Annotated in this window: 21 protein-coding genes; 15 read left to right on the forward strand and 6 right to left on the reverse strand. The window is 70.8% G+C overall.

Going from position 1 to position 22,473, the window contains the following annotated elements; translation table 11 throughout:
* Window positions 1-77 precede the first annotated feature (77 nt).
* From MJ604_RS13035 to MJ604_RS13065, 7 genes are read left to right on the forward strand one after another with little or no spacing between them, the layout of a single operon-like run.
* The gene (locus MJ604_RS13035) at window positions 78-1,202 is read left to right on the forward strand and encodes a dihydrodipicolinate reductase (RefSeq protein ID WP_243058890.1); all 1,125 of its coding nucleotides are present in this window, start codon (window positions 78-80) and stop codon (window positions 1,200-1,202) included.
* A complete protein-coding gene (locus MJ604_RS13040; protein WP_243058891.1) occupies window positions 1,199-1,690 on the forward strand; it encodes a carboxymuconolactone decarboxylase family protein in 492 nt (163 codons plus the stop codon). Before MJ604_RS13035 ends, MJ604_RS13040 begins: the two co-directional genes overlap by 4 nt.
* Window positions 1,691-1,699: 9 nt before the next feature.
* Window positions 1,700-2,800: a hypothetical protein gene (locus MJ604_RS13045; protein ID WP_243058892.1), complete on the forward strand. Its 1,101-nt coding sequence runs from the start codon at window positions 1,700-1,702 to the stop codon at window positions 2,798-2,800.
* Entirely contained in the window at window positions 2,797-3,396 is a 600-nt protein-coding gene (locus tag MJ604_RS13050; protein WP_243058893.1) for a DUF4129 domain-containing protein, read from the forward strand. The genes MJ604_RS13045 and MJ604_RS13050 overlap by 4 nt, the downstream gene beginning before the upstream one ends.
* Window positions 3,393-4,499, forward strand: coding sequence for a DUF4350 domain-containing protein (locus MJ604_RS13055; protein ID WP_243058894.1), 1,107 nt, complete (start codon window positions 3,393-3,395; stop codon window positions 4,497-4,499). Before MJ604_RS13050 ends, MJ604_RS13055 begins: the two co-directional genes overlap by 4 nt.
* Window positions 4,496-5,461 carry a MoxR family ATPase gene (locus tag MJ604_RS13060; protein ID WP_243058895.1) on the forward strand — a complete coding sequence of 322 codons (966 nt, stop codon included), beginning with the start codon at window positions 4,496-4,498 and terminating at the stop codon, window positions 5,459-5,461. The genes MJ604_RS13055 and MJ604_RS13060 overlap by 4 nt, the downstream gene beginning before the upstream one ends.
* On the forward strand, window positions 5,461-6,753 hold the full coding sequence (locus tag MJ604_RS13065; RefSeq protein ID WP_243058896.1) for a DUF58 domain-containing protein: 1,293 nt from the start codon (window positions 5,461-5,463) through the stop codon (window positions 6,751-6,753). The genes MJ604_RS13060 and MJ604_RS13065 overlap by 1 nt, the downstream gene beginning before the upstream one ends.
* A 92-nt stretch (window positions 6,754-6,845) precedes the next feature.
* Here the strand turns inward: MJ604_RS13065 and MJ604_RS13070 are convergent, their stop codons facing one another.
* Window positions 6,846-7,841 carry a stage II sporulation protein M gene (locus tag MJ604_RS13070; RefSeq protein WP_243058897.1) on the reverse strand — a complete coding sequence of 332 codons (996 nt, stop codon included), beginning with the start codon at window positions 7,839-7,841 and terminating at the stop codon, window positions 6,846-6,848.
* Window positions 7,842-7,863: 22 nt separating this feature from the next.
* On the opposite strand from MJ604_RS13070, the gene MJ604_RS13075 reads away from it, so the two are divergent.
* The 6 genes from MJ604_RS13075 to MJ604_RS13100 all read left to right on the forward strand — a co-directional run bounded on the left by MJ604_RS13075 (window position 7,864) and on the right by MJ604_RS13100 (window position 13,926).
* On the forward strand, window positions 7,864-8,613 hold the full coding sequence (locus MJ604_RS13075) for an alpha/beta fold hydrolase (protein ID WP_243058898.1): 750 nt from the start codon (window positions 7,864-7,866) through the stop codon (window positions 8,611-8,613).
* Between the two features lie 5 nt (window positions 8,614-8,618).
* Entirely contained in the window at window positions 8,619-9,428 is an 810-nt protein-coding gene (locus tag MJ604_RS13080) for an RDD family protein (protein WP_243058899.1), read from the forward strand.
* Entirely contained in the window at window positions 9,425-10,135 is a 711-nt protein-coding gene (locus MJ604_RS13085; protein WP_243058900.1) for a tetratricopeptide repeat protein, read from the forward strand. Before MJ604_RS13080 ends, MJ604_RS13085 begins: the two co-directional genes overlap by 4 nt.
* Window positions 10,136-10,511: 376 nt before the next feature.
* Complete coding sequence (locus MJ604_RS13090; protein WP_243058901.1) at window positions 10,512-11,852, forward strand: ABC transporter substrate-binding protein; 1,341 nt, start codon at window positions 10,512-10,514, stop codon at window positions 11,850-11,852.
* Between the two features lie 200 nt (window positions 11,853-12,052).
* A complete protein-coding gene (locus tag MJ604_RS13095; RefSeq protein ID WP_243058902.1) occupies window positions 12,053-13,018 on the forward strand; it encodes a carbohydrate ABC transporter permease in 966 nt (321 codons plus the stop codon).
* The gene (locus MJ604_RS13100; RefSeq protein ID WP_243058903.1) at window positions 13,015-13,926 is read left to right on the forward strand and encodes a carbohydrate ABC transporter permease; all 912 of its coding nucleotides are present in this window, start codon (window positions 13,015-13,017) and stop codon (window positions 13,924-13,926) included. The genes MJ604_RS13095 and MJ604_RS13100 overlap by 4 nt, the downstream gene beginning before the upstream one ends.
* 60 nt (window positions 13,927-13,986) lie before the next feature.
* Here MJ604_RS13100 and MJ604_RS13105 read toward each other — a convergent pair whose 3' ends face one another.
* Window positions 13,987-15,327 (reverse strand): GH1 family beta-glucosidase, encoded by a 1,341-nt coding sequence (locus MJ604_RS13105; RefSeq protein ID WP_243058904.1) that lies wholly within the window; start codon window positions 15,325-15,327, stop codon window positions 13,987-13,989.
* Between the two features lie 47 nt (window positions 15,328-15,374).
* On the opposite strand from MJ604_RS13105, the gene MJ604_RS13110 reads away from it, so the two are divergent.
* Window positions 15,375-16,394, forward strand: a complete 1,020-nt coding sequence (locus tag MJ604_RS13110) for a LacI family DNA-binding transcriptional regulator (RefSeq protein WP_243058905.1) — start codon at window positions 15,375-15,377, stop codon at window positions 16,392-16,394.
* Here MJ604_RS13110 and trmB read toward each other — a convergent pair.
* Window positions 16,360-17,091 (reverse strand): tRNA (guanosine(46)-N7)-methyltransferase TrmB, encoded by a 732-nt coding sequence (gene trmB, locus MJ604_RS13115; protein ID WP_243058906.1) that lies wholly within the window; start codon window positions 17,089-17,091, stop codon window positions 16,360-16,362. The two genes, MJ604_RS13110 and trmB, sit on opposite strands and share 35 nt — an antisense overlap.
* 19 nt (window positions 17,092-17,110) lie before the next feature.
* Here trmB and MJ604_RS13120 point away from each other — a divergent pair, with 19 nt between their 5' ends.
* Window positions 17,111-18,481 (forward strand): aspartate aminotransferase family protein, encoded by a 1,371-nt coding sequence (locus MJ604_RS13120; RefSeq protein WP_243058907.1) that lies wholly within the window; start codon window positions 17,111-17,113, stop codon window positions 18,479-18,481.
* 17 nt (window positions 18,482-18,498) lie between these two features.
* Here the strand turns inward: MJ604_RS13120 and MJ604_RS13125 are convergent, their stop codons facing one another.
* The 3 genes from MJ604_RS13125 to fusA form a co-directional block, all read right to left on the reverse strand.
* Window positions 18,499-18,897 (reverse strand): DUF4190 domain-containing protein, encoded by a 399-nt coding sequence (locus MJ604_RS13125; protein ID WP_243058908.1) that lies wholly within the window; start codon window positions 18,895-18,897, stop codon window positions 18,499-18,501.
* 128 nt (window positions 18,898-19,025) lie between these two features.
* Window positions 19,026-20,219: an elongation factor Tu gene (tuf, locus tag MJ604_RS13130; protein ID WP_243058909.1), complete on the reverse strand. Its 1,194-nt coding sequence runs from the start codon at window positions 20,217-20,219 to the stop codon at window positions 19,026-19,028.
* Window positions 20,220-20,286: 67 nt separating this feature from the next.
* The gene (fusA, locus tag MJ604_RS13135) at window positions 20,287-22,398 is read right to left on the reverse strand and encodes an elongation factor G (protein WP_243058910.1); all 2,112 of its coding nucleotides are present in this window, start codon (window positions 22,396-22,398) and stop codon (window positions 20,287-20,289) included.
* Window positions 22,399-22,473 lie beyond the last annotated feature (75 nt).

Raw genomic sequence — 22,473 nt, forward strand, 5'->3', positions numbered from 1 at the left:
CGATCGGCGGCTCGGCAGGGTGGTGTCGAGGCTCGCTTCGCTCGCACCTCGACCACCGAGGCCGCTATCGTCCTGTCATGCAGAACGAGAACACGTTCTATTCCGGCGTCCACGCGGACGGTACGACGGTACCTGTCGCGGTGTGGGGAACGGGAAACATGGGTCGCGCCGCGATCCGGTCCGTGGCCGCCCACCCGGGCCTCGAGCTCAGCGCGGTCATCACCTCGACGCCTGAGAAGGCCGGCCGCGACGCCGGCGACCTGGCCGATCTCGGCCGCGACCTCGGCGTCCTCACCACCACGGACGTGGACGCCGCCCTCGCGGGCGCCGGCGCGGTCGCGTACATGGCGTCGGGCGACATCCGGCCGGACGGCGCGCTCGACGACGTCGCCCGCTGCCTGCGCGCCGGGAAGGTCGTGGTCACCCCCGCTCTCTATGCGCTGTACGACCACCGCAGCGCTCCGGACGAGGTGACCGCTCCCCTGCTGGAGGCCGCGAAGCAGGGGGGCTCCGCATTCTTCGCCAGCGGGGTCGACCCGGGCTGGGGCAACGACGTGCTACCGGTGCTGCTCAGCGGACTGGGCGGGACGATCGACGAGGTCCGCTGCCAGGAGATCTTCGACTACTCGACCTACGACCAGCCGGACTCCGTGCGGTTCCTCGTCGGGATGGGCGAACCGATGGCGTACGAACCCCCGATGGTGGCGCCCGGCGTCCCGACGATGGTGTGGGGCGGGCAGGTCCGGATGATCGCCCGGGCGCTCGGCGTCGAGCTCGACGAGATCCGCGAGACGCTCGAGCGCCGCCCACTGGACGGCGACGTCACCAACGGCATGGGCCTGTTCGCCGCGGGCACCCAGGGCGCGCTCCGCTTCGAGGTGCAGGGCGTGGTCGACGGGGAGCCGCGGATCGTGGTCGAGCACGTCACCCGCATCGACCCCGGCTGCGCCACCGACTGGCCGGTGCCCCCGGACGGCGGCGCCGGCGCCCACCGGGTCGTCATCGAGGGTCGGCCGCGGATCGAGGTCAGCCTCGAGGCGACCGACGAGGGCGACAACCGGGCCGCCGGCGGCAACGCCACGGCCGCGAACCGCCTGGTCAACGCGATCCCGTGGCTGACCACTGTCGAGCCGGGCCTGTACGACGGCCTCGACGTACCCCTCTCGCCCGCGCGCGGGCGCATCGGAAGGAGCAGCAGGTGATCGTCGACGTCCCGGAGGACAAGGACCCGATCATGTACGTCTGGGGCGAGATGGTGCCGGGCATCGGCCACCCCGCCTCCAAGTTCTCGATGGCGGTCTACGAGCACTCCACGCTCGGGCTGCGCGAGTTCGAGGCGGCCCGGCTGCGGATCGCGCAGATCAACGGCTGCCTGTTCTGCCAGGACTGGCGCACCGAGCGGGACGGGACCAAGGTCGAGGAGACGTTCGCCGACGCGGTCACCGACTGGCGGATCACGCCCGACTTCGACGAGCGCACCCGGCTCGCGGCGGAGTACGCCGAGCGGTACGCCGAGGACCACCACGGACTGGACGAGGGCTTCTGGACGCGGATGAAGGCGGAGTACACCGACAAGGAGATCGTCGAGCTGTCGATGTGCCTGGGGTCGTGGCTCGCGTTCGGCCGGCTCAACCACGTGCTCGGCCTCGATGCCGCCTGCGTGCTGCCGAGTCACTTGTCCAGCCACTAGGTTGTGCCCATGTCGGGCGACCAGGGGTACCCGCCGCCCGGGCCTCCGCCACCGCCCGGCTGGCAGCCTCCACCCGCGCCGGCCAAGGCGCCGTGGCCGCTCCCCCAGTGGGCCGCCCCGTCGCCTCCACCGGGCATCCCACCGGGCTTCGCGCCCGGCATGCTCGGCGCCGCCCACAAGCCGGGCGCGATGCCGCTGCGCCCCCTGGGCCTCGGCGACATCTACGACGCGGCGTTCCGCATCATCCGCTTCAACCCGAAGGCGACCGTCGGGTCCGCGGTCCTGGTGACCGCGGCGGCGATGGCGATCCCGATCGTCGTCACCGCGATCCTGACCGTGCTGGTCGACTTCACCGCCGACAACGGCGGTGAGCTCACGACCGCGGAGCTGATCGGAGTGGTCGGCAGCTTCGGGTCGCTCACGATCGGGGCGCTCCTCCAGTCGGTCGGGATGGTCCTGGTGACCGGGATGATCGCCCACGTCACCGCGGCGGCGGCGATCGGCCGCCGGCTCACCCTCGGTGAGGCGTGGGCGGCCACGCACGGCTCGCGGTGGCGACTGATCGGGCTCACCGTCCTGCTGGCGCTGATGACGTTCGGACTGGTGCTCGTCTACGTCGTCCTCTGGATCCCGGTCACGCTGCTGCTCCCGACCTGGGCGATCATCGTGTTCGGCATCGTGTCCGTGCCGGCGTTCCTCGTGTTCCTGCTGTGGTTCTGGATCCGCGTCTACTACCTGCCGGTGCCGGCGCTGATGATCGAGCGGACCACGGTGTTCCGGGCGATCGGGCGCGGCTACCGGCTCACCTCGCGGCAGTACTGGCGCACGTTCGGCATCGGCGTCCTGACGCTGATCATCGTGCAGATCGCCGGCGGCCTGCTGTCGTTCCCGTTCACGCTCGCCGCCCAGATCATCGGTGCCGGCGTGGTGTCCTCGCAGTGGGCCCCGCTGCTCGTGGTCCTGCTCTCGGCGATCGGGTCGGTGCTCGCAGCCGCGTTCACCGCGCCGTTCACGGCCGCGGTCACGTCGCTGCAGTACCTCGACCAGCGGATGCGCAAGGAGGCGTACGACGTCGAGCTGATGACCCAGGCCGGGATCACCTCGTCGTGAGCCAGCCGCCGCTCGACCCGTCGGGGGACGAGGCCCGTTCGCTGTTCGAGCGCGAGCTGGTGCGACCGGAGTACCACGAGCGCGACGTCTTCCAGCAGCTCCTCGACTGGCTCGGCCGGTTGGTCGACGACACCGTCAACGCGGCGTCGAACGCGCCGCCGCTGTCGACGTTCGCCGCGATGGTCGCGTTCCTGGCGCTGGCCACCGCCCTCGGGCTGCTGCTGTCGCGTGCGCGGCGTACCGCCCGGGTGGCGAAGGCCCGGCGGGCTGTCATCACCGACGACAGCGTCAGCGCGCGCGAGCTCCGGGCGCGCGCCGAGCGGGCGCTGGCGGAGGGCCGCAACGCGGACGCGGTCGTGGACGGCTTCCGCGCGCTGGCCGTGCGCCAGGTCGAGCGCGGGCTGCTCGACGACCTGCCCGGCGCGACCGCGCACGAGGTGGCCCACGCCGTCGGCGCCGCGCACCCCGGTCAGCGGCAGCGGGTCGACGGCACCGCGGCCCTCTTCGACTCCGTCCTGTACGGCGACCGGCCGGCGACCGCCGCGCAGGCCGCGAGCGTGCTCGAGCTCGACGACGCCCTGGCGGGCCGGTCATGAGCGGGTGGGCGCGGCACCGCGCGACGCTGCTGATCGTCGCGGGCCTGGTGATCGCGGTCGTCGTGGTGCTGATCGGCGGGACCGCGGACCGGCGGACCGGCTACCTCGACCCGGCCAACCCCGACCCCGACGGGGCGCAGGCGCTGGCGCGGGTGCTCGACGACCAGGGCGTCGACGTCACCGTGGTCCGCGACGCCGACGAGCTGGAGGCGACCGACGCCGACGGCGCGACGGTGCTGGTGACGTCGACCGACCAGCTCGGCGAGAGCACGATCGGCCGGCTGCGGACGCACACCCGGGACGCGACGCTGGTGCTCGTCGAGCCGGGCGCGGGCACGACCGGCGCGTTCGGGATCTCCGACCTGCCGTTCTCCGTGTCGATCGACGACCCGCGACCAGCGCGCTGCACGGACCCGACCTACGCCGGGCTGTCGATCGAGGTCGACGGGGCGTACGAGTACCCGACCGAGGACGGCTGCTTCCGGGGGGAGTACGGCGCACTGCTGGCAGAGCCGCGCGACGGCATGGTGCTGATGGGGGCCGGCGAGGCGCTCACCAACGACCAGGTGCTGCGCGCCGAGAACGCCGCCGTGGTGCTCCGGCTGCTCGGGCAGGACCAGCGGCTGGTCTGGTACGTCCCTACCATCGACGACCTGGTGGCCGACGACGGCGTCAGCCTCACGACGCTGCTGCCCGACTGGCTGCGGCCGAGCCTGTGGCTGCTGGTGATCGCCTCGCTGGCGCTGCTGATCTGGCGCGCCCGCCGGCTCGGCGCGCTGGCGACCGAGCCGCTGCCGGTGGTCGTGAAGGCGATCGAGACCACGCGCAGCCGGGGCCGGCTCTACCGCAAGGCCGGCGACCGGACGCACGCCGCGGCCGTGCTGCGCTCCGCGGCACGGATCCGGGCCGCCGACCGGCTCGGGCTCGGGCCGCAGACCGACACCGCGACGCTCGTCCGCGACCTCGCGCGACGTACCGGGAAGCCGCTCGAGGAGGTCGACGCGCTGCTCGGCCCGAGCGCGCCCGTCCCCGCCACCGACCACGACCTGATCACCCTGGCCAACCGACTGGCCGAGCTCGACAGAGAGGTACGCCGACCATGACCGAGATCCCTGCAGGTGACGCGCGCGAGCGGCTGGCCGCCGTACGTACCGAGGTGGCCAAGGCCGTCGTGGGCCAGGACGCTGCAGTCTCCGGGCTGCTCGTCGCGCTGCTGTGCGGCGGGCACGTGCTGATGGAAGGCGTGCCGGGCGTTGCGAAGACGCTGCTCGTGCGCACCCTGGCCGGAGCGCTGTCGGTCGACACGCGTCGGGTGCAGTTCACGCCCGACCTGATGCCCGGCGACATCACCGGCTCGATGGTGATCGACAGCAAGCAGGGCGAGCTCAGCTTCCGCGAGGGGCCGATCTTCACCAACCTGCTGCTCGCCGACGAGATCAACCGGACGCCACCCAAGACGCAGTCCGCGCTGCTCGAGGCGATGGAGGAGGGGCAGGTCTCGGTCGACGGCGTCTCGCGGCCGCTCCCCCGCCCGTTCCTGGTGGCGGCCACGCAGAACCCGGTCGAGTACGAAGGCACGTACCCGCTGCCCGAGGCGCAGCTCGACCGGTTCCTGCTCAAGGTCGTGCTGCCGATCCCGGAACGCGAGGCGGAGATGGAGATCCTGCGCCGGCACGCGGCCGGCTTCGACCCGCGCGACGTCGCCGGCGCCGGCGTCACCGCGGTCGCGGGCGCGGCCGACATCGAGGCCGGGCGGGCGGCGGTCGCCGAGGTGCAGGTCTCGCCCGAGGTCGCGGGCTACATCGTCGACATCGCCCGCGCGACGCGGGAGTCGCCGTCGCTGAGCCTGGGCGTCAGTCCGCGCGGGGCGACCGCGCTGCTGCGCTCGGCGCGCGCGTGGGCGTGGCTGACCGGGCGCGACTTCGTCACCCCGGACGACGTGAAGTCGCTCGCGCACGCGACCCTCGTGCACCGGCTCGGGCTGCGCCCCGAGGCCGAGCTCGAGGGCGTGGACGTCGCGCAGGTGCTGGCCTCTGCGCTCGGATCGGTGCCGGTCCCGCGCTGATGTCCATCTCCGGTCGCGTCCCGCTGCTGCTGCTCCTCGGAGTGGTGGCGGTCGTGCTGCGCCCGGGCATCGGCACCATGTGGCTCTGGGTCCTGGCCGTCGCGCTCCTGGTCGGCCTCGACCTGCTGCTCGCCCCGTCGCCCGGGTCGGTGACGATCTCGCGGAAGCCGGTCGGGACGGTCCGGCTCGGCCAGCCGGCCGAGTCGATGCTGCTCGTCACGAACACGTCGAGCCGGCGGGTGCGCGGGCTGCTGCGCGACGCCTGGCAGCCGTCGGCCGGCGCGAGCGACAACCGGCACCCGCTCTCGCTCGAGGGTGGCGGCCGGACGATCGTGCGCACTCCCCTGCTGCCGCGCCGTCGTGGCGACCTGCGCGCGCTCGGCGTGACCGTGCGGCTGCGCGGGCCGCTCGGGCTGGCGGCGCGCCAGCGGACGCTGACGGTCGAGGGCGCGGTGCGGTCGCTGCCGCCGTTCGAGTCGCGCAAGCACCTGCCCAGCCGGTTGGCGCGGCTCCGCGACCTCGACGGCCGCGCCGCGATCCGGGTGCGTGGGCAGGGCACGGAGTTCGACTCGTTGCGTGAGTACGTCCGCGGCGACGACGTCCGCTCGATCGACTGGCGGGCCAGCGCCCGCAACCGCACGGTGGTGGTCCGCACCTGGCAGCCCGAGCGCGACCGCCGCGTCGTGCTGGTCCTGGACACCTCACGCACCTCGGCCGGCCGCGTCGGCGACGTACCCCGTCTCGACTCGGCGATGGACGCCGCGCTCCTGCTGGCGGCGCTCGCCGCGCGGGCCGGTGACCGGATCGACTTCGTGGCCGGTGACCGCCGGGTCCGCGCCCGGCTGCGGTCGGCGGGCGCTCGCGACGTCGCGGCCAACCTGCAGGAGGTGATGGCCGACCTCGAGCCGGTGATCGCCGAGGCGGACTGGGGATCGCTGGCCGGCGCGGTCACGGGCTTCGGGCGGCAGCGCGCGCTGGTCGTCCTGCTCACGCCGCTCGAGCCGTCCGCGGTGGAGGAGGGGCTGCTGCCGGTGCTGCCGACCCTGACCCACCACCACCGGGTCGTGCTCGCGTCCGTCCGTGACCCCGCGCTCGAGGAGCTCGCCCAGCGGCGCGCCACCGTCGACGAGGTGTACGACGCCGCCGCGGCCGAGCAGGTCATCGACCGGCGCCGCCACACCGCCGGCCTGCTGCGCGCGCTGGGCGTGGACGTGGTCGACGCCGACGCCGAGCAGCTGCCGCCGGCGCTGGCCGATCACTACCTGGCGTTGAAGGCGCGGGGGTTGTTGTAGTCACTTCTGTCCCAGGAATCCCCGGTCGACCGGGGGTTCCTGCGCCTGTCGGCCGTTGCAACCCCCGACAAGTGACAGGACAGGCCGACAAGTCACGCCTGCGTCGCGACCCGGTCCTCGAGCAGCGACGCGTCGATGTCACCGGTCTGGCCGCGGTGGAAGGCCTGGCGGCCGAGCACGAACACGTAGGCGAAGAACACCGCCTCGGCCAGGAGGCCGATGCCCACGCGGGCCCACGTGGGCAGGCCGGACGGCGTCACGAACGCCTCGATGACGCCGCTGACGAACAGCACCGCGACGAGGCCGAGCGCGACGGTGCCGGCCGTACGACCCTCGCGGGCGATCGACTGGGCGCGGGTCAGCTCGCCGGGCTCGACCCACGACCAGAACAGCTTGAGCCCGACGCCGGCGGCGACGAAGACGGCGGTCAGCTCGAGCAGGCCGTGCGGCAGCAGCAGTCCCCAGAAGTGGGCGCCGTGGTCGTGCCGGATCATGATCGAGCCGAGGATCGCGACGTTCGCCATGTTCGTGAAGAGCAGGTAGACGATCGGGAAGCCGAGGATCCCGAGGGCCAGGCAGAGAGCCGCGACCCAGGCGTTGTTGACCCACACCTGCGCCGCGAAGTGACTGGCGGCGTACTCGCTGTAGTAGTCCTCGAAGTCGTGGTTGACGAGCTGGTCGACCTCCGCGGGCGACAGCAGGCTCTGCTCGACGAGCGGGTGGTCGAGCAGCCACCAGATCATCACGCCGGTCACGACGACGTTCACCACGAGCGTGGTGATCCACCACCAGCGCAGCCGGTAGAGCGCGGCCGGGAAGCGTTCGGTGAAGAACAGCCCGACCCCGCGCCAGGTGCTGGTCCGGCCGCCGGCGGCGCGGTTGCGCGCCCGGGACAGCAGCGACGAGAGGTGCGCGACGAGGGAGGGGTCCGGAGCGGACGTGCGTACGACGGACAGGTGCGTGGCGACCTGCGCGTAGCGCTCGACGAGCTCGTCGGCCTCGGCGCCGGTGAGCCGGCGCTTCTTGGTCAGTGCCTCGAGCCGCTGCCACTCGAACGCGTGCGCGGCGACGTACGCGTCGAGGTCCATGACGAGAGCCTAGGGTGCGGTGATGACCGCGAGCGACCTCCTGCGGCTGCCCGACGGCCGTCGGGCGCAGTACTGGGACAGCGGTGGCGAGCTGCCTGCGGTCCTGTTCTTCCACGGCTGCCCGGACACCCGGCACGTGGCGATGTCCGGCGCCGAGGCGGCGGCCCGGGTCGGCGTGCGGCTGGTCGCGGTGAACCGGCCCGGGTACGGACGCTCCGAGCGGCACGCATCGACGCAGGCGTCGGTCGCCGATGACGCCGTCGCGGTCGCCGACCTGCTCGGCATCGACCGCTTCGCGGTGCTCGGGATGTCGATCGGCAGTGCCTACGCGCTGGTCTGCGCGGCCCGGCACCCCGACCGGGTCAGCGCCCTCGGACTGGTGGCGCCGCCGGACGGACGGCGCCGCGAGGACGGCACGGTCGCCGAGGTCGTCGAGCGGTTCCGCCCCGAGTTCGCGGAGTGGGTGGGACGGCTCGACCCGGCGGACCCCGATGACGCCGCGCTGGCCGCGCGGTTCCTCGCCGAGCTGCCACCCGCCGACGCAGCCCTGCTCGCGTCACGCCGTACGACGGAGCAGGTCGCGGCATCGGTGCGCGAGGCGCTGGCCGACGACGACGGCTACCTGCGCGACGCGGCACTGACCTTCCGGCCGTGGAACGCGACGCCCGAGGACGTCCGCTGCCCGGTGCACACCTGGCCCGACGAGCCCGCCACGCATCTCAGCACCTTGCTCGCGAACTGGGAGCCCGTCCTTCTCGCGCTCCTAGACTGACCGCGATGGCAACGCAGGAGTTCGCGACGCTCACGACCGACGACCTCGTCACCGGCGAGGCGGTCGCCCTCGACCTGCCCCCGGCCAGCCTCGGCACCCGGATCGCCTCCGGACTGATCGACGTCACCGTCACGATCCTGCTGCTGATCGGGCTGATCATCGGCCTGGCGATCGCGGCCCTGCGCACGTCGGAGGCGCTGATCCAGGTGGCGATGCTGGGCGCGATCATCGTGTCGCTCCTGGTCTTCCCCACCGCGATCGAGACGCTGACGCGCGGCCGCTCGCTGGGCAAGCTGGCCTTCGGGCTGCGCACGGTGCGCGACGACGCCGGGCCGATCTCGTTCCAGCACGCGTTCGTGCGCGCGCTGATCGGCGTCGTCGAGATCTACGTGTTCATGGGCGGCCCGGCGTTCTTCTCGGCGCTGATCAGCTCGCGCGGCAAGCGGCTGGGCGACTACGCCGCCGGCACCTATGTCGTCCGCGAGCGCGTGAAGCTGCGGCTCGACCCGCCGGCCCCGATGCCGCCGCAGCTGGCGGCGTGGGCCGCGAGCGCCGACCTGGCCTCGCTGCCGACCGGGCTCACGCTCGCCGTACGCCAGTACCTCGGGCGGCTGCCGCAGATCGACCCCGCCTCGCGCGCCGCGATCGGCCTGCAGCTCGCGGCCGCCGTCAGCGAGTACGTCGCTCCTCCCCCTCCGCCCGGCACGCCCCCGGAGGTCTTCCTCGGCGCGGTCGCGGCCGCCCGGCGCGAGCGCGACGCGCGGCGGCTGGCCCGGGAGGCCGACCTGCGCCGCCGGCTGACGGCGCGCCGATGACCGACCTGCGCGCCCTGTGGGACTTCGACGACCCGGCCGGCTCAGAGCAGCGGTTCCGCGAGGCGGCGGACGTCGCCGAGGGCACCGAGCGGCTGGTGCTGCTGACGCAGGTCGCACGGGCCCTCGGCCTGCAGGAGAAGTACGACGACGGCCACGCGATCCTCGACCACCTCGCCGTCGGTGATCACGAGGTGGCGGCCCGCGTCTCCCTGGAGCGCGGCCGGCTGCTGCGGTCGGCCGGCTCGCCCGACGCCGCCCGGCCACACTTCGACGCGGCTGCGGCGTACGACGAGGACGACGCGCTGCGCATCGACGCGATCCACATGCAGGCCCTGGTCGCGCCACCCGAGGAGCAGGTCGCGCTCCACGAGCGCGCGCTCGCGATCGCGACCGGCTCGGCCGACCAGGAGGCGCGTGACTGGGACGCGTCGCTGCTGAACAACATCGGGATGACGCACGCGGACGCGGGCGACTTCGCGGCCGCGCTCGCGACGTTCGAGCAGGCTGTCGCGGCCCGTGAGCGGATCGGCGACGACGATCGCACGAGGGTCGCCCGCTGGATGGTCGGATGGGCGCTGCGCCACCTCGGCCGGACCGCCGAGGCGCTGGCCGTCCAGCAGGGCCTGAAGGCCGAGCTGGACGCCCTCGGGGCCACCGATCCCCATGTCGACGCGGAGCTCGCCGAGCTCGGCGAGCTCGGCGCCTGAGCATCCGTCCGGCCTGTTCCACCGCGTCCCGATTCCGTAATTCCTACGGTTTCGGACGCCGTTCGCCGAACTCTGAGAGCGCTCAACCGGATCAGACCGGGGAGATTGCGGTTCTCGGGGCGTGGAGATCGTCCGGTCTCGGGCCCTTCCCTGGTACTTTCATCCGGTCGTGGGAGCGTTCCCACGGAAATGTGACCCGCGTTACAGAAACGTTATTGCGAGCCCTTGACGCGGTTCCGCGTAAACGTTTGCATCATCATCGACGGAGCGGGTTACGGGCACGCGGACCCAGGACGGACCTGCTACATACGCAGAGAGGAATGCACGCATGCGATCACGCAACACGCGCCGGGGAATGGCGGTTGCTGCCGTTCTCGTGAGCGCCGGGCTCGTACTCGCCGGTTGTGGTGGGAGTGACGACGAGGGCAGCAGCGAGGCGTCCGGCACGTCGCCGGGCGAGGGCAAGGCCGGCTGTGAGCAGCTCACGCAGTTCGGCGACCTGACGGGCAAGCAGGTCAGCCTGTACACCTCGATCGTGGCCCCCGAGGACCAGCCCTACAAGGACTCGTTCCAGCTGTTCAGCGACTGCACCGGTGCCGAGGTTGTCTACGAGGGCTCCAAGGAGTTCGAGACCCAGCTCCCGGTTCGCGTCGAGAGCGGCAACCCGCCGGACATCGCGTTCATCCCGCAGCCCGGTCTGCTGCAGTCCCTCGTCCGCGACTACGAGGGCGCGGTCAAGGAGGCACCTCAGCAGGTGTCGGACAACGTCGACGAGTTCTACGGCGCCGACTGGAAGACCTACGGCACGGTCGACGACGTGTTCTACGCGCCGCCGCTGACCGCGAACGTGAAGTCGTTCGTCTGGTACTCCCCGAAGATGTTCGAGGAGAACGGCTGGGACATCCCCACCACGTGGGACGAGATGCTCGCCCTGTCCGACACGATCGCGGACTCCGGCGTCAAGCCGTGGTGCGCGGGCATCGGCTCGGGTGAGGCGACCGGTTGGCCGGCCACCGACTGGGTCGAGGACGTGCTCCTCCGCACCGGTGGCGCGGACGTCTACGACCAGTGGGTCTCGCACGAGATCCCGTTCAACGACCCGGCCGTCGTGGAGGCGCTCGACACCGTCGGCGGCATCCTGAAGAACGACGACTACGTCAACGGCGGCTTCGGTGACTTCAAGACCATCGCGAGCACCGAGTTCACCGACGGCGGTCTGCCGATCCTCGACGGCAAGTGCGCGATGCACCGCCAGGCCAGCTTCTACGCCGCCAACTGGGGCGAGGGCGTCGAGGTCGGCGAGGACAAGGACGTCTTCGCGTTCTACCTGCCCCCGATCGACCCGGATCAGGGCAGCCCGGTCCTCGGCGGTGGCGAGTTCGTGACCGCGTTCAGCGACAGCATCCAGACGCAGGCGCTGATGACCTACATCTCCGGTGGCGAGTGGGTCAACGAGAAGGGCAAGGCGACGCCGAACGGTGGCTTCGTCAGCGCCAACAAGAACCTCGACATCGCCAACGTCGCGAGCCCGATCGACAAGGCCTCCGTCGAGATCCTCCAGAACCCCGACGCGGTCTTCCGCTTCGACGGCTCGGACCTGATGCCCGGTCCGGTGGGCGCTGGTTCCTTCTGGAAGGAAATGACCGCCTGGATCGGCGAGGACCAGGACACGCAGACGACTCTCGACAACATCGAGAGCTCCTGGCCCGCGTCCTGACCTAGCACCACGACGTAGCGCTCCGGGGCCGGTCGACGGCCGGCCCCGGACCTACGCCCCGGCTCTGCTCGCCGGGCCGCGACACCTCGCCCTCGGGCCGGGCGTCGCGGCCCGTCGACACGTGCACCACCGTCTGCCCCGTCCACGCCGGCCGATAGCCGCCGCTCATCGGCCCGAGTCCACCGGGAGTACCTGTGACCATGTCGACGGGTGAGAAGTTCACCCAGATGTTCATCGCGATCGGCCTCTTCTTCGGCACGGTCGCCCTCATCCTGCTGCTGACGTCGCGTCTGCGCTCGCGCAAGGGTGAGCTCGTCCAGTCCGCCGCCTTCGTGCTGCCCGCGGTCCTCCTGGTCGCGTTCGGGTTGGTCTACCCGGCGCTCTCGACGATCAAGCGCTCGTTCCAGGACCGCCTGGGCAAGGAGTGGGTCGGCTTCGACAACTACGAGGCGATCTTCACCGACAGCGAGCAGACCCAGGTCCTGATCAACACCGCGGCCTGGGTGCTCCTCGTCCCGACCGCGGCCACCCTGATCGGCCTCGTGTACGCCGTGCTCATCGACAAGGCGCGGTTCGAGAAGTTCTCCAAGGCCCTGATCTTCCTGCCGATGGCGATCTCGCTGGTCGGCGCCTCGATCATCTGGAAGTTCGTCTACGCCTACCGCGAGACCGGCCAGGAGCAGATCGGCATCGCCAACGGCTTCCTCAAGTTCCTCGGCTTCGACACCTACCCCTTCCTGCAGGAAGCGCCCTGGAACACGGTCTTCCTGATCGTGATCATGATCTGGGTCCAGGCGGGCTTCGCGATGACCATCCTCGCCGCCTCGATCCGCGCGATCCCCGACGACATCGTGGAGGCCGCCCGCCTCGACGGCGTCGGTGGCCTGCGGATGTTCCGCTACATCACCGTGCCGAGCATCCGGCCGTCGCTGATCGTCGTGCTCACCACGATCAGCATCACGACCCTCAAGGCCTTCGACATCGTCCGCACGACGGTCGGCGGCAACTTCGACACCAGCGTGATCGCCTACGAGTTCTACCGACAGAGCTTCGTCACCCGCGAGAAGGGCCTCGGCGCCGCGCTCGCGACCCTGCTCTTCGTGCTGGTGATCCCGATCGTCGTCTACAACGTCCGTCAGATGCGCCGACTGGAGGCCCGCCGATGAGCACCGTCAACGACGTCGAGCAGACGGTCGCCAAGCAGGAGTCGCTGTCGAGCAGCGCGCACCGCGCGCTCAGCTCTCCCTGGGCATCGTTGGCCGCGATCGTGATCGCGGTGCTGTGGACGGTCCCCACCCTCGGTCTCTTCATCACGTCGTTCCGCTCCGAGGACGACATCAACTCCAGCGGTTGGTGGACCGGCCTCACCGGACCCTTCACCCTGGACAACTACGACACCGTGCTGCACGGGTCGGACACGAACTTCGCGACGTACATGATCAACTCGTTCGTCATCACGATCCCGGCGGTGCTGATCCCGATCAGCATCGCGGTGATGGCGGCCTACGCGTTCGCGTGGATGGACTTCCCCGGCCGCAACTTCCTGTTCGTCGCGATCTTCGCGCTGCAGATCGTGCCGATCCAGGTGACGATGATCCCGCTGCTGACGGTCTACAACGACCTCGGCCTGTCCGGCTTCCAAGCGCCGGGCGGCGGTTTCTACACGATCTGGTTGTCGCACTCGATCTTCGCGCTGCCCCTGGCGATCTACCTGCTCCACAACTTCATGAGCCAGATCCCGGGCGAGCTGATCGAGTCGGCGCGCGTCGACGGGGCCGGCCACGTGCAGATCTTCCGGCGGATCATGCTGCCGCTGATGGCACCGGCGATCGCGGCGTTCGGCATCTTCCAGTTCCTGTGGGTCTGGAACGACCTGCTCGTCGCCCTGGTCTTCGGCAACCCGCAGACCTACCCGGTGACGCAGCGGCTCGGCGAGCTGTCGGGCTCCCGCGGCCAGGACTGGTTCCTGCTGTCGGCCGGTGCGTTCGTCGCACTGATCGTGCCGCTGATCGTGTTCCTGTCGCTGCAGCGGTTCTTCGTGCGCGGCCTGCTCGCAGGCTCCGTCAAGGGCTGACACATGGTTGCCGCCGGAGCTTCGTCGGAGATGAACGCCCGGCGGCAACCATCGTCGTCGCTAGCGGCCGGCGAGGTGCTCCGCGAGCCAGTGGTAGGAGGCCTTCGGCGTCCGCGTCTGGTCATCGGGGTTCACGTGGACGATGCCGAACGTCTTGGTGTAGCCCTCGGCCCACTCGAAGTTGTCCAGCAGGGTCCACACGAAGTAGCCGCGGACGTCGGCGCCGGCCGCGCGGGCCCGCTCGGTCGCGGCGATGTGGTCGCGGAGGTAGCCGATCCGGTCCTGGTCGTCGAGCGAGGTGTCGGGGTAGGCCGCGCCGTTCTCGGTGACCACGATCGGGAGGCCGGTGGCCTTGTGGGCGTCGACCAGCTGCTCCTCGAGCCCGCGGTCGTCGACCTCCCAGCCGATGTCGGTGCGCGGCTCGCGGACGACGAAGGACACCGGCGTGACGCCGGGGTACGCCTCGACCTCCGGGTGCACCGAGAGGCTCGGGTCGGCGAGGGTCGGCCGGAACGGCGTGTAGTAGTTGACGCCCATCCAGTCGGCCGAGCCCTTCACCAGGTCGAGGTCGCCGTCGCGGACCAGCGTGGGGTCGGCGAGCACCGGAGCGACGCGGATCAGGCCCTCGTCGTACGCGCCGTGCGCGAGGGGGCCGGTCCAGATCCGGTTGCGGACGGCGTCGAGCTCATCGGCGGCCTGCGCGGCCTCCGGGGTCTCGGGCCAGAACGGCGCCAGGTTGTGCACGATGCCGAGGTCGGTCACACCCGCCTCGTGCAGGCGGGCCGCAGCGAGACCGTGGCCGAGGTTGAGGTGGTGGGCCGCGCGGTGGCCGGCGGCGCCCTCCTTGCGGCCGGGGGCGTGGATGCCGGCGGCGTAGCCGAGGTAGGCCGCACACCACGGCTCGTTGTGGGTCGCCCACACCTTCACCCGATCGCCGAGGCGCTCGTGGACGACCATGGCGTAGTCGGCGAAGGCGTACGCCGTGTCGCGGTTGAGCCAGCCGTCGCGCTCCTCGAGGGCCTGCGGCAGGTCCCAGTGGTAGAGCGTCGCGGTCGGCGCGACACCACGCGCGAGGGCGGCGTCGACCAGACGGTCGTAGTAGTCCAGCCCGCGGGTCTCGACGCGGCCGGTGCCCTCGGGCACGATCCGCGGCCACGCGATCGAGAAGCGGTACCAGCCGGCGTTCATGCCCTTCACCAGGTCGAGGTCCTCCTCGAAGCGGTGGTAGGAGTCGCAGGCGATCCGGCCGTCCAGGCCGTCGCGCGTGGCCCCCGGGACCTGGGAGAAGGTGTCCCAGATGGACGGGGCTCGGCCGTCCTCGGCGATCGCGCCCTCGATCTGGTACGCCGCGGTGGCGGCGCCGAACGCCAGGGTGGATCCGTCGGGAAGGTGCTGGGTCATGGGCACCACCGTAGTCGTTCCCGAGCAAAAGTGGGAGCGCTCCCGCGATGACCGGCATCAAGGACGTGGCGCGCGAGGTGGAGATGTCCACCGCGACGGTCTCGCGCGCGCTCCGGGGGCTTCCGGGCGTCTCCGAGGAGACCCGCGACCGGGTCCGGGAGACCGCCCGGCGGCTCGGCTACGTGCCCTCCCCCAGCGCCGCCGGACTGGCCAGCGGTCAGACCCGGACGGTCGCGGTGATCGTGCCGTTCGTGACGCAGTGGTTCTTCGCGGCGGTCGTCCAGGGCGCCGAGGCGGAGCTGCGCAGCCGGGGGTACGACCTGCTGCTCTACAACCTCGCCGGCGACGAGGCGGCCCGGCACCGGGTGTTCGGCACCAGCCTGCTCACCAAGCGGGTCGACGCGATCCTGGTGCTCAGCCTGAAGCCCAGCCCCGACGAGCTCGCCAGCCTCGAGAGGCTCAACAAGCCGGTCACGATCGTCGGCGCCGACCTGCCCGGGTGGGCGACGGTCCGCATCGACGACCAGCTGGCCGCTCGCACCGCCACCCAGCACCTGCTCGACCTCGGCCACCGTCGGGTCGCCTACATCGGCGGCTCGACCGAGGGGGTGCTCGACTTCACCGCGCCGATCGAGAGGGTCAGCGGCTATCGAGCGACGCTCGCGGCGGCCGGCGTACCCCGTGACCCGGCGCTGGAGGCGGACGGCGACTTCACGGTCGCCGGCGGGATGCGCGCGGCCGCCGAGCTGCTGGGACTCGACGACCGGCCGACCGCGATCTTCGCGGCGTCCGACGAGATGGCGATCGGCGTGCTCCGCGCGGCCCGGGACCGCGGGCTCCGGGTGCCCGAGGACCTCTCGGTCATCGGCATCGACGACCACGAGATGGCCGACTTCTTCGACCTCACCACGGTCGCGCAGCCGGTGCACGAGCAGGGACGTGTCGCCGCCCAACTGGTCCTCGGCGCGCTCGGCGGCGAGGGCTGGGACCCCGAGCAGGTCGTGCTGCCGACCGAGCTGGTCGTCCGGAGGACTACTGCTCCACCCTGCGGTACAGCAGGTCCGTGATCTCGCGGTCCTTCGCCAGTCCCTTGCGCTCGAACTTGGTCACCGGCCGCTCCGCCCACCGCTCGACGACGCCACCGGTCAGCAACGGCTCGGCGTCGAGCACCTCGACCATCTGCTCGGCGTAGTCGGACCAGTCGGTGGCCAGCCGCCACTCGGCGCCGGGGGCGAGGCGACTCGCGGCGAGCGCGGCGAACTCGGGGGTGACCAGCCGACGCTTGTGGTGCTTCTTCTTGTGCCACGGGTCGGGGAAGAACACCCAGAGACCGGCCAGGCTGTCGGGCTCGACGAGCTGCTGCATCGACCAGACCGCGTCCACGCTGAGCATCCGCACGTTCGTCAGGCCGGCCTCGCCGATCCGGCGGAGGGTCTCGGCCACGCCCGGACGCCAGACCTCGAACGCGAGCACGTCGTGGTCGGGCCGGGCCGACGCGAGCTCGACGGTCGACTCACCGATGCCCGAACCGATCTCGACGACCAGGGGCGCCGTACGGCCGAACATGCCGGCCAGCGAGAAGCCCGGCTCGTCGACGGCCTCGTCGGGGAGCCAGAAGCGCTCGGCGTAGTCCTCCCAGGCCTGCGCCTGCTTCGGGGTGAACCGGCTGCCGCGCCGCGAGTAGGTCAGCACCTCACGCATCCGCCGGCCGTCGTCGGTCAGCTTGTGGTGGGGTCGCGCAGGTCGCACGCGTTCATCGGGCATGTGTTCTATCTTCCCAAGCATGATCTCCCGCGATCGAATCGCCGCCCTCCGTGCCGCCGAGGAGGAGCGCTTCGCCGAGCTGCACCCGCGCTCCGCCGAGCTCGCCGAGCAGGCCCGGGGTCCGCTGCTGGCCGGGGTCCCGATGCCGTGGATGACCCGGTGGCCCGGCCGCTTCCCGCTGTTCTTCGAGTCGGCGTCGGGCGCTCGGCTCACCGACGTGGACGGGGTCGAGTACGTCGACCTCTGCCTCGGCGACACCGGCGCGATGACCGGTCACGGGCTGCCGCAGGTGGCCGATGCGATCGCCCAGCGGGCGCGGACCGGCATCACCACGATGCTGCCGTCGGCCGACGCGGTCTGGGTCGGCGAGGAGCTGGCCCGGCGCTTCGGGCTGCCGTCGTGGCAGCTGGCGATGTCGGCGACCGACGCGAACCGGTTCGTGCTGCGCTTCGCCCGCCACCTCACCGGCCGGCCGCGGGTCGCGGTCATGGACTGGTGTTACCACGGCACCGTCGACGAGACGCTGGCCGTGCTCGACGACGACCGCGTCGTGGCCCGGCCGGGCGCGCTCGGTCCTCAGGTGGCGGTGGCGGAGACGACCGCGGTCGTGCCGTTCAACGACCTCGACGCGCTCGACCGGCGGCTGGCCGAGGGCGACGTCGCCTGCCTGCTGATGGAGCCCGCGCTGACCAACATCGGGATCGTGCTGCCGGACCCGGGCTACCTCGAAGGCGTGCGCGAGGTGACCCGGCGGCACGACGTGCTGTTGGTCATCGACGAGACCCACACGCTGTGCGCCGGCCCCGGTGGAGCCACCGCGGCCTGGGGTCTCGATCCCGACTTCGTGGTCGTCGGCAAGCCGATCGGCGGTGGCATCCCGTGCGCGGCGTACGGCATGTCCGCGGCGGTGGCCGACCGGCTCTCCGGCCCGATGCTCGGCCACGAGATCGACGTCGCCGGGGTCGGCGGCACCCTGACCGGCAACGCGCTCGCGCTCGCCGCGATCAAGGCCACCCTGTCGAGCTGCCTGCGCGAGGCGGACTTCGCGGTCGCGATCCCGCTGGCCGAGCGCTTCACCGACGGCGTCTCCGGCGTGATCGCCGAGCACGGCCTCCCGTGGCACGTGCAGCGGCTGGGCTGCCGGGCGGAGTACTGGTTCTGCCCTCCACCGCGCGACGGCGCGGCCGCTGCCGCCGCGGTCGACGAGGAGCTCGAGGGGCTGCTGCACCTGTGGTGCCTCAACCGCGGCGTGCTGCTCACGCCGTTCCACAACATGGCGCTGTTCAGCCCGCACCACACGGCCGCGGACGTCGACCGCCACACCGAGGTGTTCGGCGAGGCGATCGCGGCCCTCCTCTCCGAGGCCGGAGAGGTTGAGGGCCGCACCTGAGGGGTCTCGAAACCGGGCTAGGCCGTCCCGAGCGAGGCGAAGCTGATCACGATGACGAACAGCAGCAGCAGGAGCGAGAGCCCGAGCAGGACCGTGCCGACGATCCCGCAGATCCGGCCGGCGTTGGCGGTGCTCCGCCCGCCCAGCTGACCGCCGCTGGCGTCGATCTCCTTGACCACCTTGTTGCCCATGACCCAGGCGAACACCGAGAGCACCTGGCAGGCGACCAGCCCGATGATGCCGAGCACCAGGATCATCGTGGCCTGCGGGTGGTCGCGAGGGCCGTACTGCGGCTGCTGGCCGTAGGCCTGGTACGGCGGCTGGCCGGGCGGCTGCTGGCCGTAGCCCGGCGCCTGCTGGCCGTAGGGGTTGGGCGGCTGCTGCTCGCCGTACGGCGGCGGGGCGTTGTCGCTCATGCCGCTATCCAAGCATGGGTCGTCCGCCTCTCGGCTGCCTCCACACCCACCTGAGGCGGACGACCCGAAATGGCAGGAACCCCCGCCGGCCGAAGCCGACGGGGGTTCCTGGTGCTTGCTGGGTCAGATCACTTGGTGATCTTGGTGACCCGGCCGGCGCCGACGGTGCGGCCACCCTCGCGGATCGCGAAGCGCAGACCCTCGTCCATGGCGATGGGCTGGATCAGCTCAACGACCATCTCGGTGTTGTCGCCCGGCATGACCATCTCGGTGCCCTCGGGGAGGGTCACGACGCCGGTCACGTCCGTGGTACGGAAGTAGAACTGCGGGCGGTAGTTGTTGAAGAACGGCGTGTGACGGCCGCCCTCCTCCTTCGAGAGGATGTAGACCGAGGCCTCGAAGTTGGTGTGCGGGGTCGTGGTGCCCGGCTTGATGACAACCATGCCGCGCTCGACGTCCTCGCGCTTCGTGCCACGGAGGAGCAGACCGACGTTCTCACCGGCCTGGCCCTCGTCGAGCAGCTTGCGGAACATCTCGACGCCGGTGACGGTCGACTTCTGCGAGGTCTCGCGGATGCCGACGATCTCGACCTCCTCGCCGACCTTGACGATGCCGCGCTCGATACGACCGGTGATGACGGTGCCACGACCGGTGATCGTGAAGACGTCCTCGACCGGCATGAGGAACGGCTTGTCCGTCTCACGCTCGGGGGTCGGGATGGCCTCGTCGACAGCGTTCATCAGCTCGAGGATCGAGTCGCCCCACTTGGCGTCGCCCTGCAGCGCCGGGAAGGCGGCAACGCGAACGACCGGGATGTCGTCGCCCGGGAACTCGTACTCGGAGAGGAGCTCGCGCACCTCCATCTCGACGAGCTCGATGAGCTCCTCGTCGTCGACCATGTCGCACTTGTTGAGCGCCACGACCAGGGCCGGCACGCCGACCTGGCGGGCGAGCAGCACGTGCTCACGCGTCTGCGGCATCGGGCCGTCGGTGGCGGCGACCACGAGGATCGCGCCGTCCATCTGAGCCGCACCGGTGATCATGTTCTTGATGTAGTCGGCGTGACCCGGGCAGTCGACGTGCGCGTAGTGGCGCGCCTCGGTCTGGTACTCGACGTGCGCGATCGAGATGGTGATACCGCGCTGGCGCTCCTCGGGAGCCTTGTCGATCTCGTCGAACGCCGAAGCAGCGTTCAGGTCCGGGTACTTGTCATGCAGCACCTTGGTGATCGCCGCGGTCAGCGTCGTCTTACCGTGGTCGATGTGACCGATGGTGCCGATGTTGACGTGCGGCTTGGTCCGCTCGAACTTCGCCTTAGCCACTGGGGCTCCTCCTGTGTGGGTTGTTACTTGACTCGTAGAAAAGTGGTGCAGCCGAGGGTCCGGACGATTACTCGCCGCGAACCTTCTTGATGATCTCGTCGGCGATGTTCGTGGGAACCTCGGCGTACGAGTCAAACTCCATCGAGTACGACGCCTGACCGGAGGTCTTGGACCTCAGGTCGCCAACGTACCCGAACATCTCGGACAGCGGCACAAGGGCGTTGATGACCATGTCACCGTGACGCTCCTCCTGTGCCTGGATCTGGCCACGACGGCTGTTGATGTCACCGATGACGGTGCCGAGGAACGACTCGGGGGTCGTCACCTCCACCGCGAACATCGGCTCCAGCAGGACCGGCTTGGCCATGCGGGCGGCCTCCTTGAAGGCCTGGTTGCCGGCGATCTTGAACGCGAGCTCGGACGAGTCGACGTCGTGGTAGGCGCCGTCCTCGAGCGAGAACTTCACGTCGACCATCGGGTAGCCGGCGAGGACACCGAACTCCATGGCGTCCTGGCCACCCTGGTCGACCGACGGGATGTACTCGCGCGGGACGCGACCACCCGACACGTTGTTGACGAACTCGTAGCCCGCGCCGACACCGGTCTCGGGGTCGATGTTGGGGCCGAGCGAGACGACGACCTTCGCGAACTGACCCGAACCACCGGTCTGCTTCTTGTGCGTGTAGCTGTGGTTCGTGACCTCCTTGCGGAGAGTCTCGCGGTAGGCGACCTGCGGCTTGCCGACGGTGGCCTCGACGCGGAACTCGCGCTTCATCCGGTCGACGAGGATCTCCAGGTGGAGCTCGCCCATGCCGGCGATGATCGTCTGACCGGTCTCCTCGTCGGACTTGACCGTGAAGGTCGGGTCCTCGTCGGACAGGCGCTGGATCGCGAGACCCAGCTTCTCCTGGTCACCCTTGGTCTTGGGCTCGATCGCGACCTCGATCACCGGGGCCGGGAACGTCATCGACTCGAGGACGACCTGGTTGTTCGGGTCGCACAGGGTGTGACCGGTCTTGGTGTCCTTGAGGCCCATGACGGCGACGATCTGGCCGGCGCCGACCGACGCGATCTCCTCACGCTTGTTCGCGTGCATCTGGTAGACCTTGCCGATCCGCTCCTTGCGGCCGTTGACCGAGTTGACCACGGTCGAGCCGGCCTCGAGCTTGCCCGAGTAGACCCGGACGTAGATCAGCTTGCCGAGGTGCGGGTCCGAGGCGATCTTGTAGGCCAGGCCGGAGAACGGCTCGTCGTCGGACGGGAGGCGCTTGATCTCGACGCTCTCGTCCTTGACCGAGTGGCCGATGATCGCGTCGATGTCGAGCGGCGACGGCAGGTACTTGACGACCGCGTCGAGCAGGGGCTGGACGCCCTTGTTCTTGAACGCGGTGCCGCAGAGCACCGGGTTGAGCTTGTCGGCCAGGGTGGCGCGACGGATGGCGTCCTCGAGCTCCTCGACGGTGAACGACTCACCCTCGAGGAACTTCTCCATGACGGCGTCGTCGGCGTCGGCCAGGGTCTCGAGGAGCTTCTCGCGGTACTCGGCGGCCTGCTCGGCCATCTCCGCGGGGATCTCCTCGACGGTGTAGTCCTCACCCATGGTGGTCTCGCCGCGCCAGGTGAGCGCGCGCATGCCGACCAGGTCGACGACACCGAGGAAGTCGGACTCCGCGCCGATCGGCAGCTGGAGCACGAGCGGGGTGGAGTTCAGGCGCTCGACCATCATGTCGACGCAGCGGAAGAAGTCCGCGCCGGTCCGGTCGAGCTTGTTGACGAAGCACATACGCGGAACGGCGTACTTGTTCGCCTGGCGCCACACCGTCATGGTCTGGGGCTCGACACCGGCAACACCGTCGAACACGGCGACGGCGCCGTCGAGGACGCGCAGCGAGCGCTCGACCTCGGCGGTGAAGTCGACGTGACCCGGGGTGTCGATGATGTTGATCTGGTGGTTCTTCCACCAGCAGGTCGTCGCGGCCGACGTGATCGTGATGCCGCGCTCCTGCTCCTGCTCCATCCAGTCCATCGTGGCCGCGCCCTCGTGGACCTCACCGATCTTGTAGGTGATACCGGTGTAGAAGAGGATGCGCTCGGTGGTGGTGGTCTTACCGGCATCGATGTGCGCCATGATGCCGATGTTGCGGACCTTGTTGAGGTCCGTGGTGATGTCGACAGCCACTGTCGTTGCGTCCTTAGAAAGTAGGAAGGACTGGGGAGCCGGGGAGGAACGCCGACGGGGTACGTCGTGCCCCTC

This window comes from Nocardioides sp. SR21, assembly GCF_022761125.1.
Taxonomy (GTDB): domain Bacteria; phylum Actinomycetota; class Actinomycetes; order Propionibacteriales; family Nocardioidaceae; genus Nocardioides.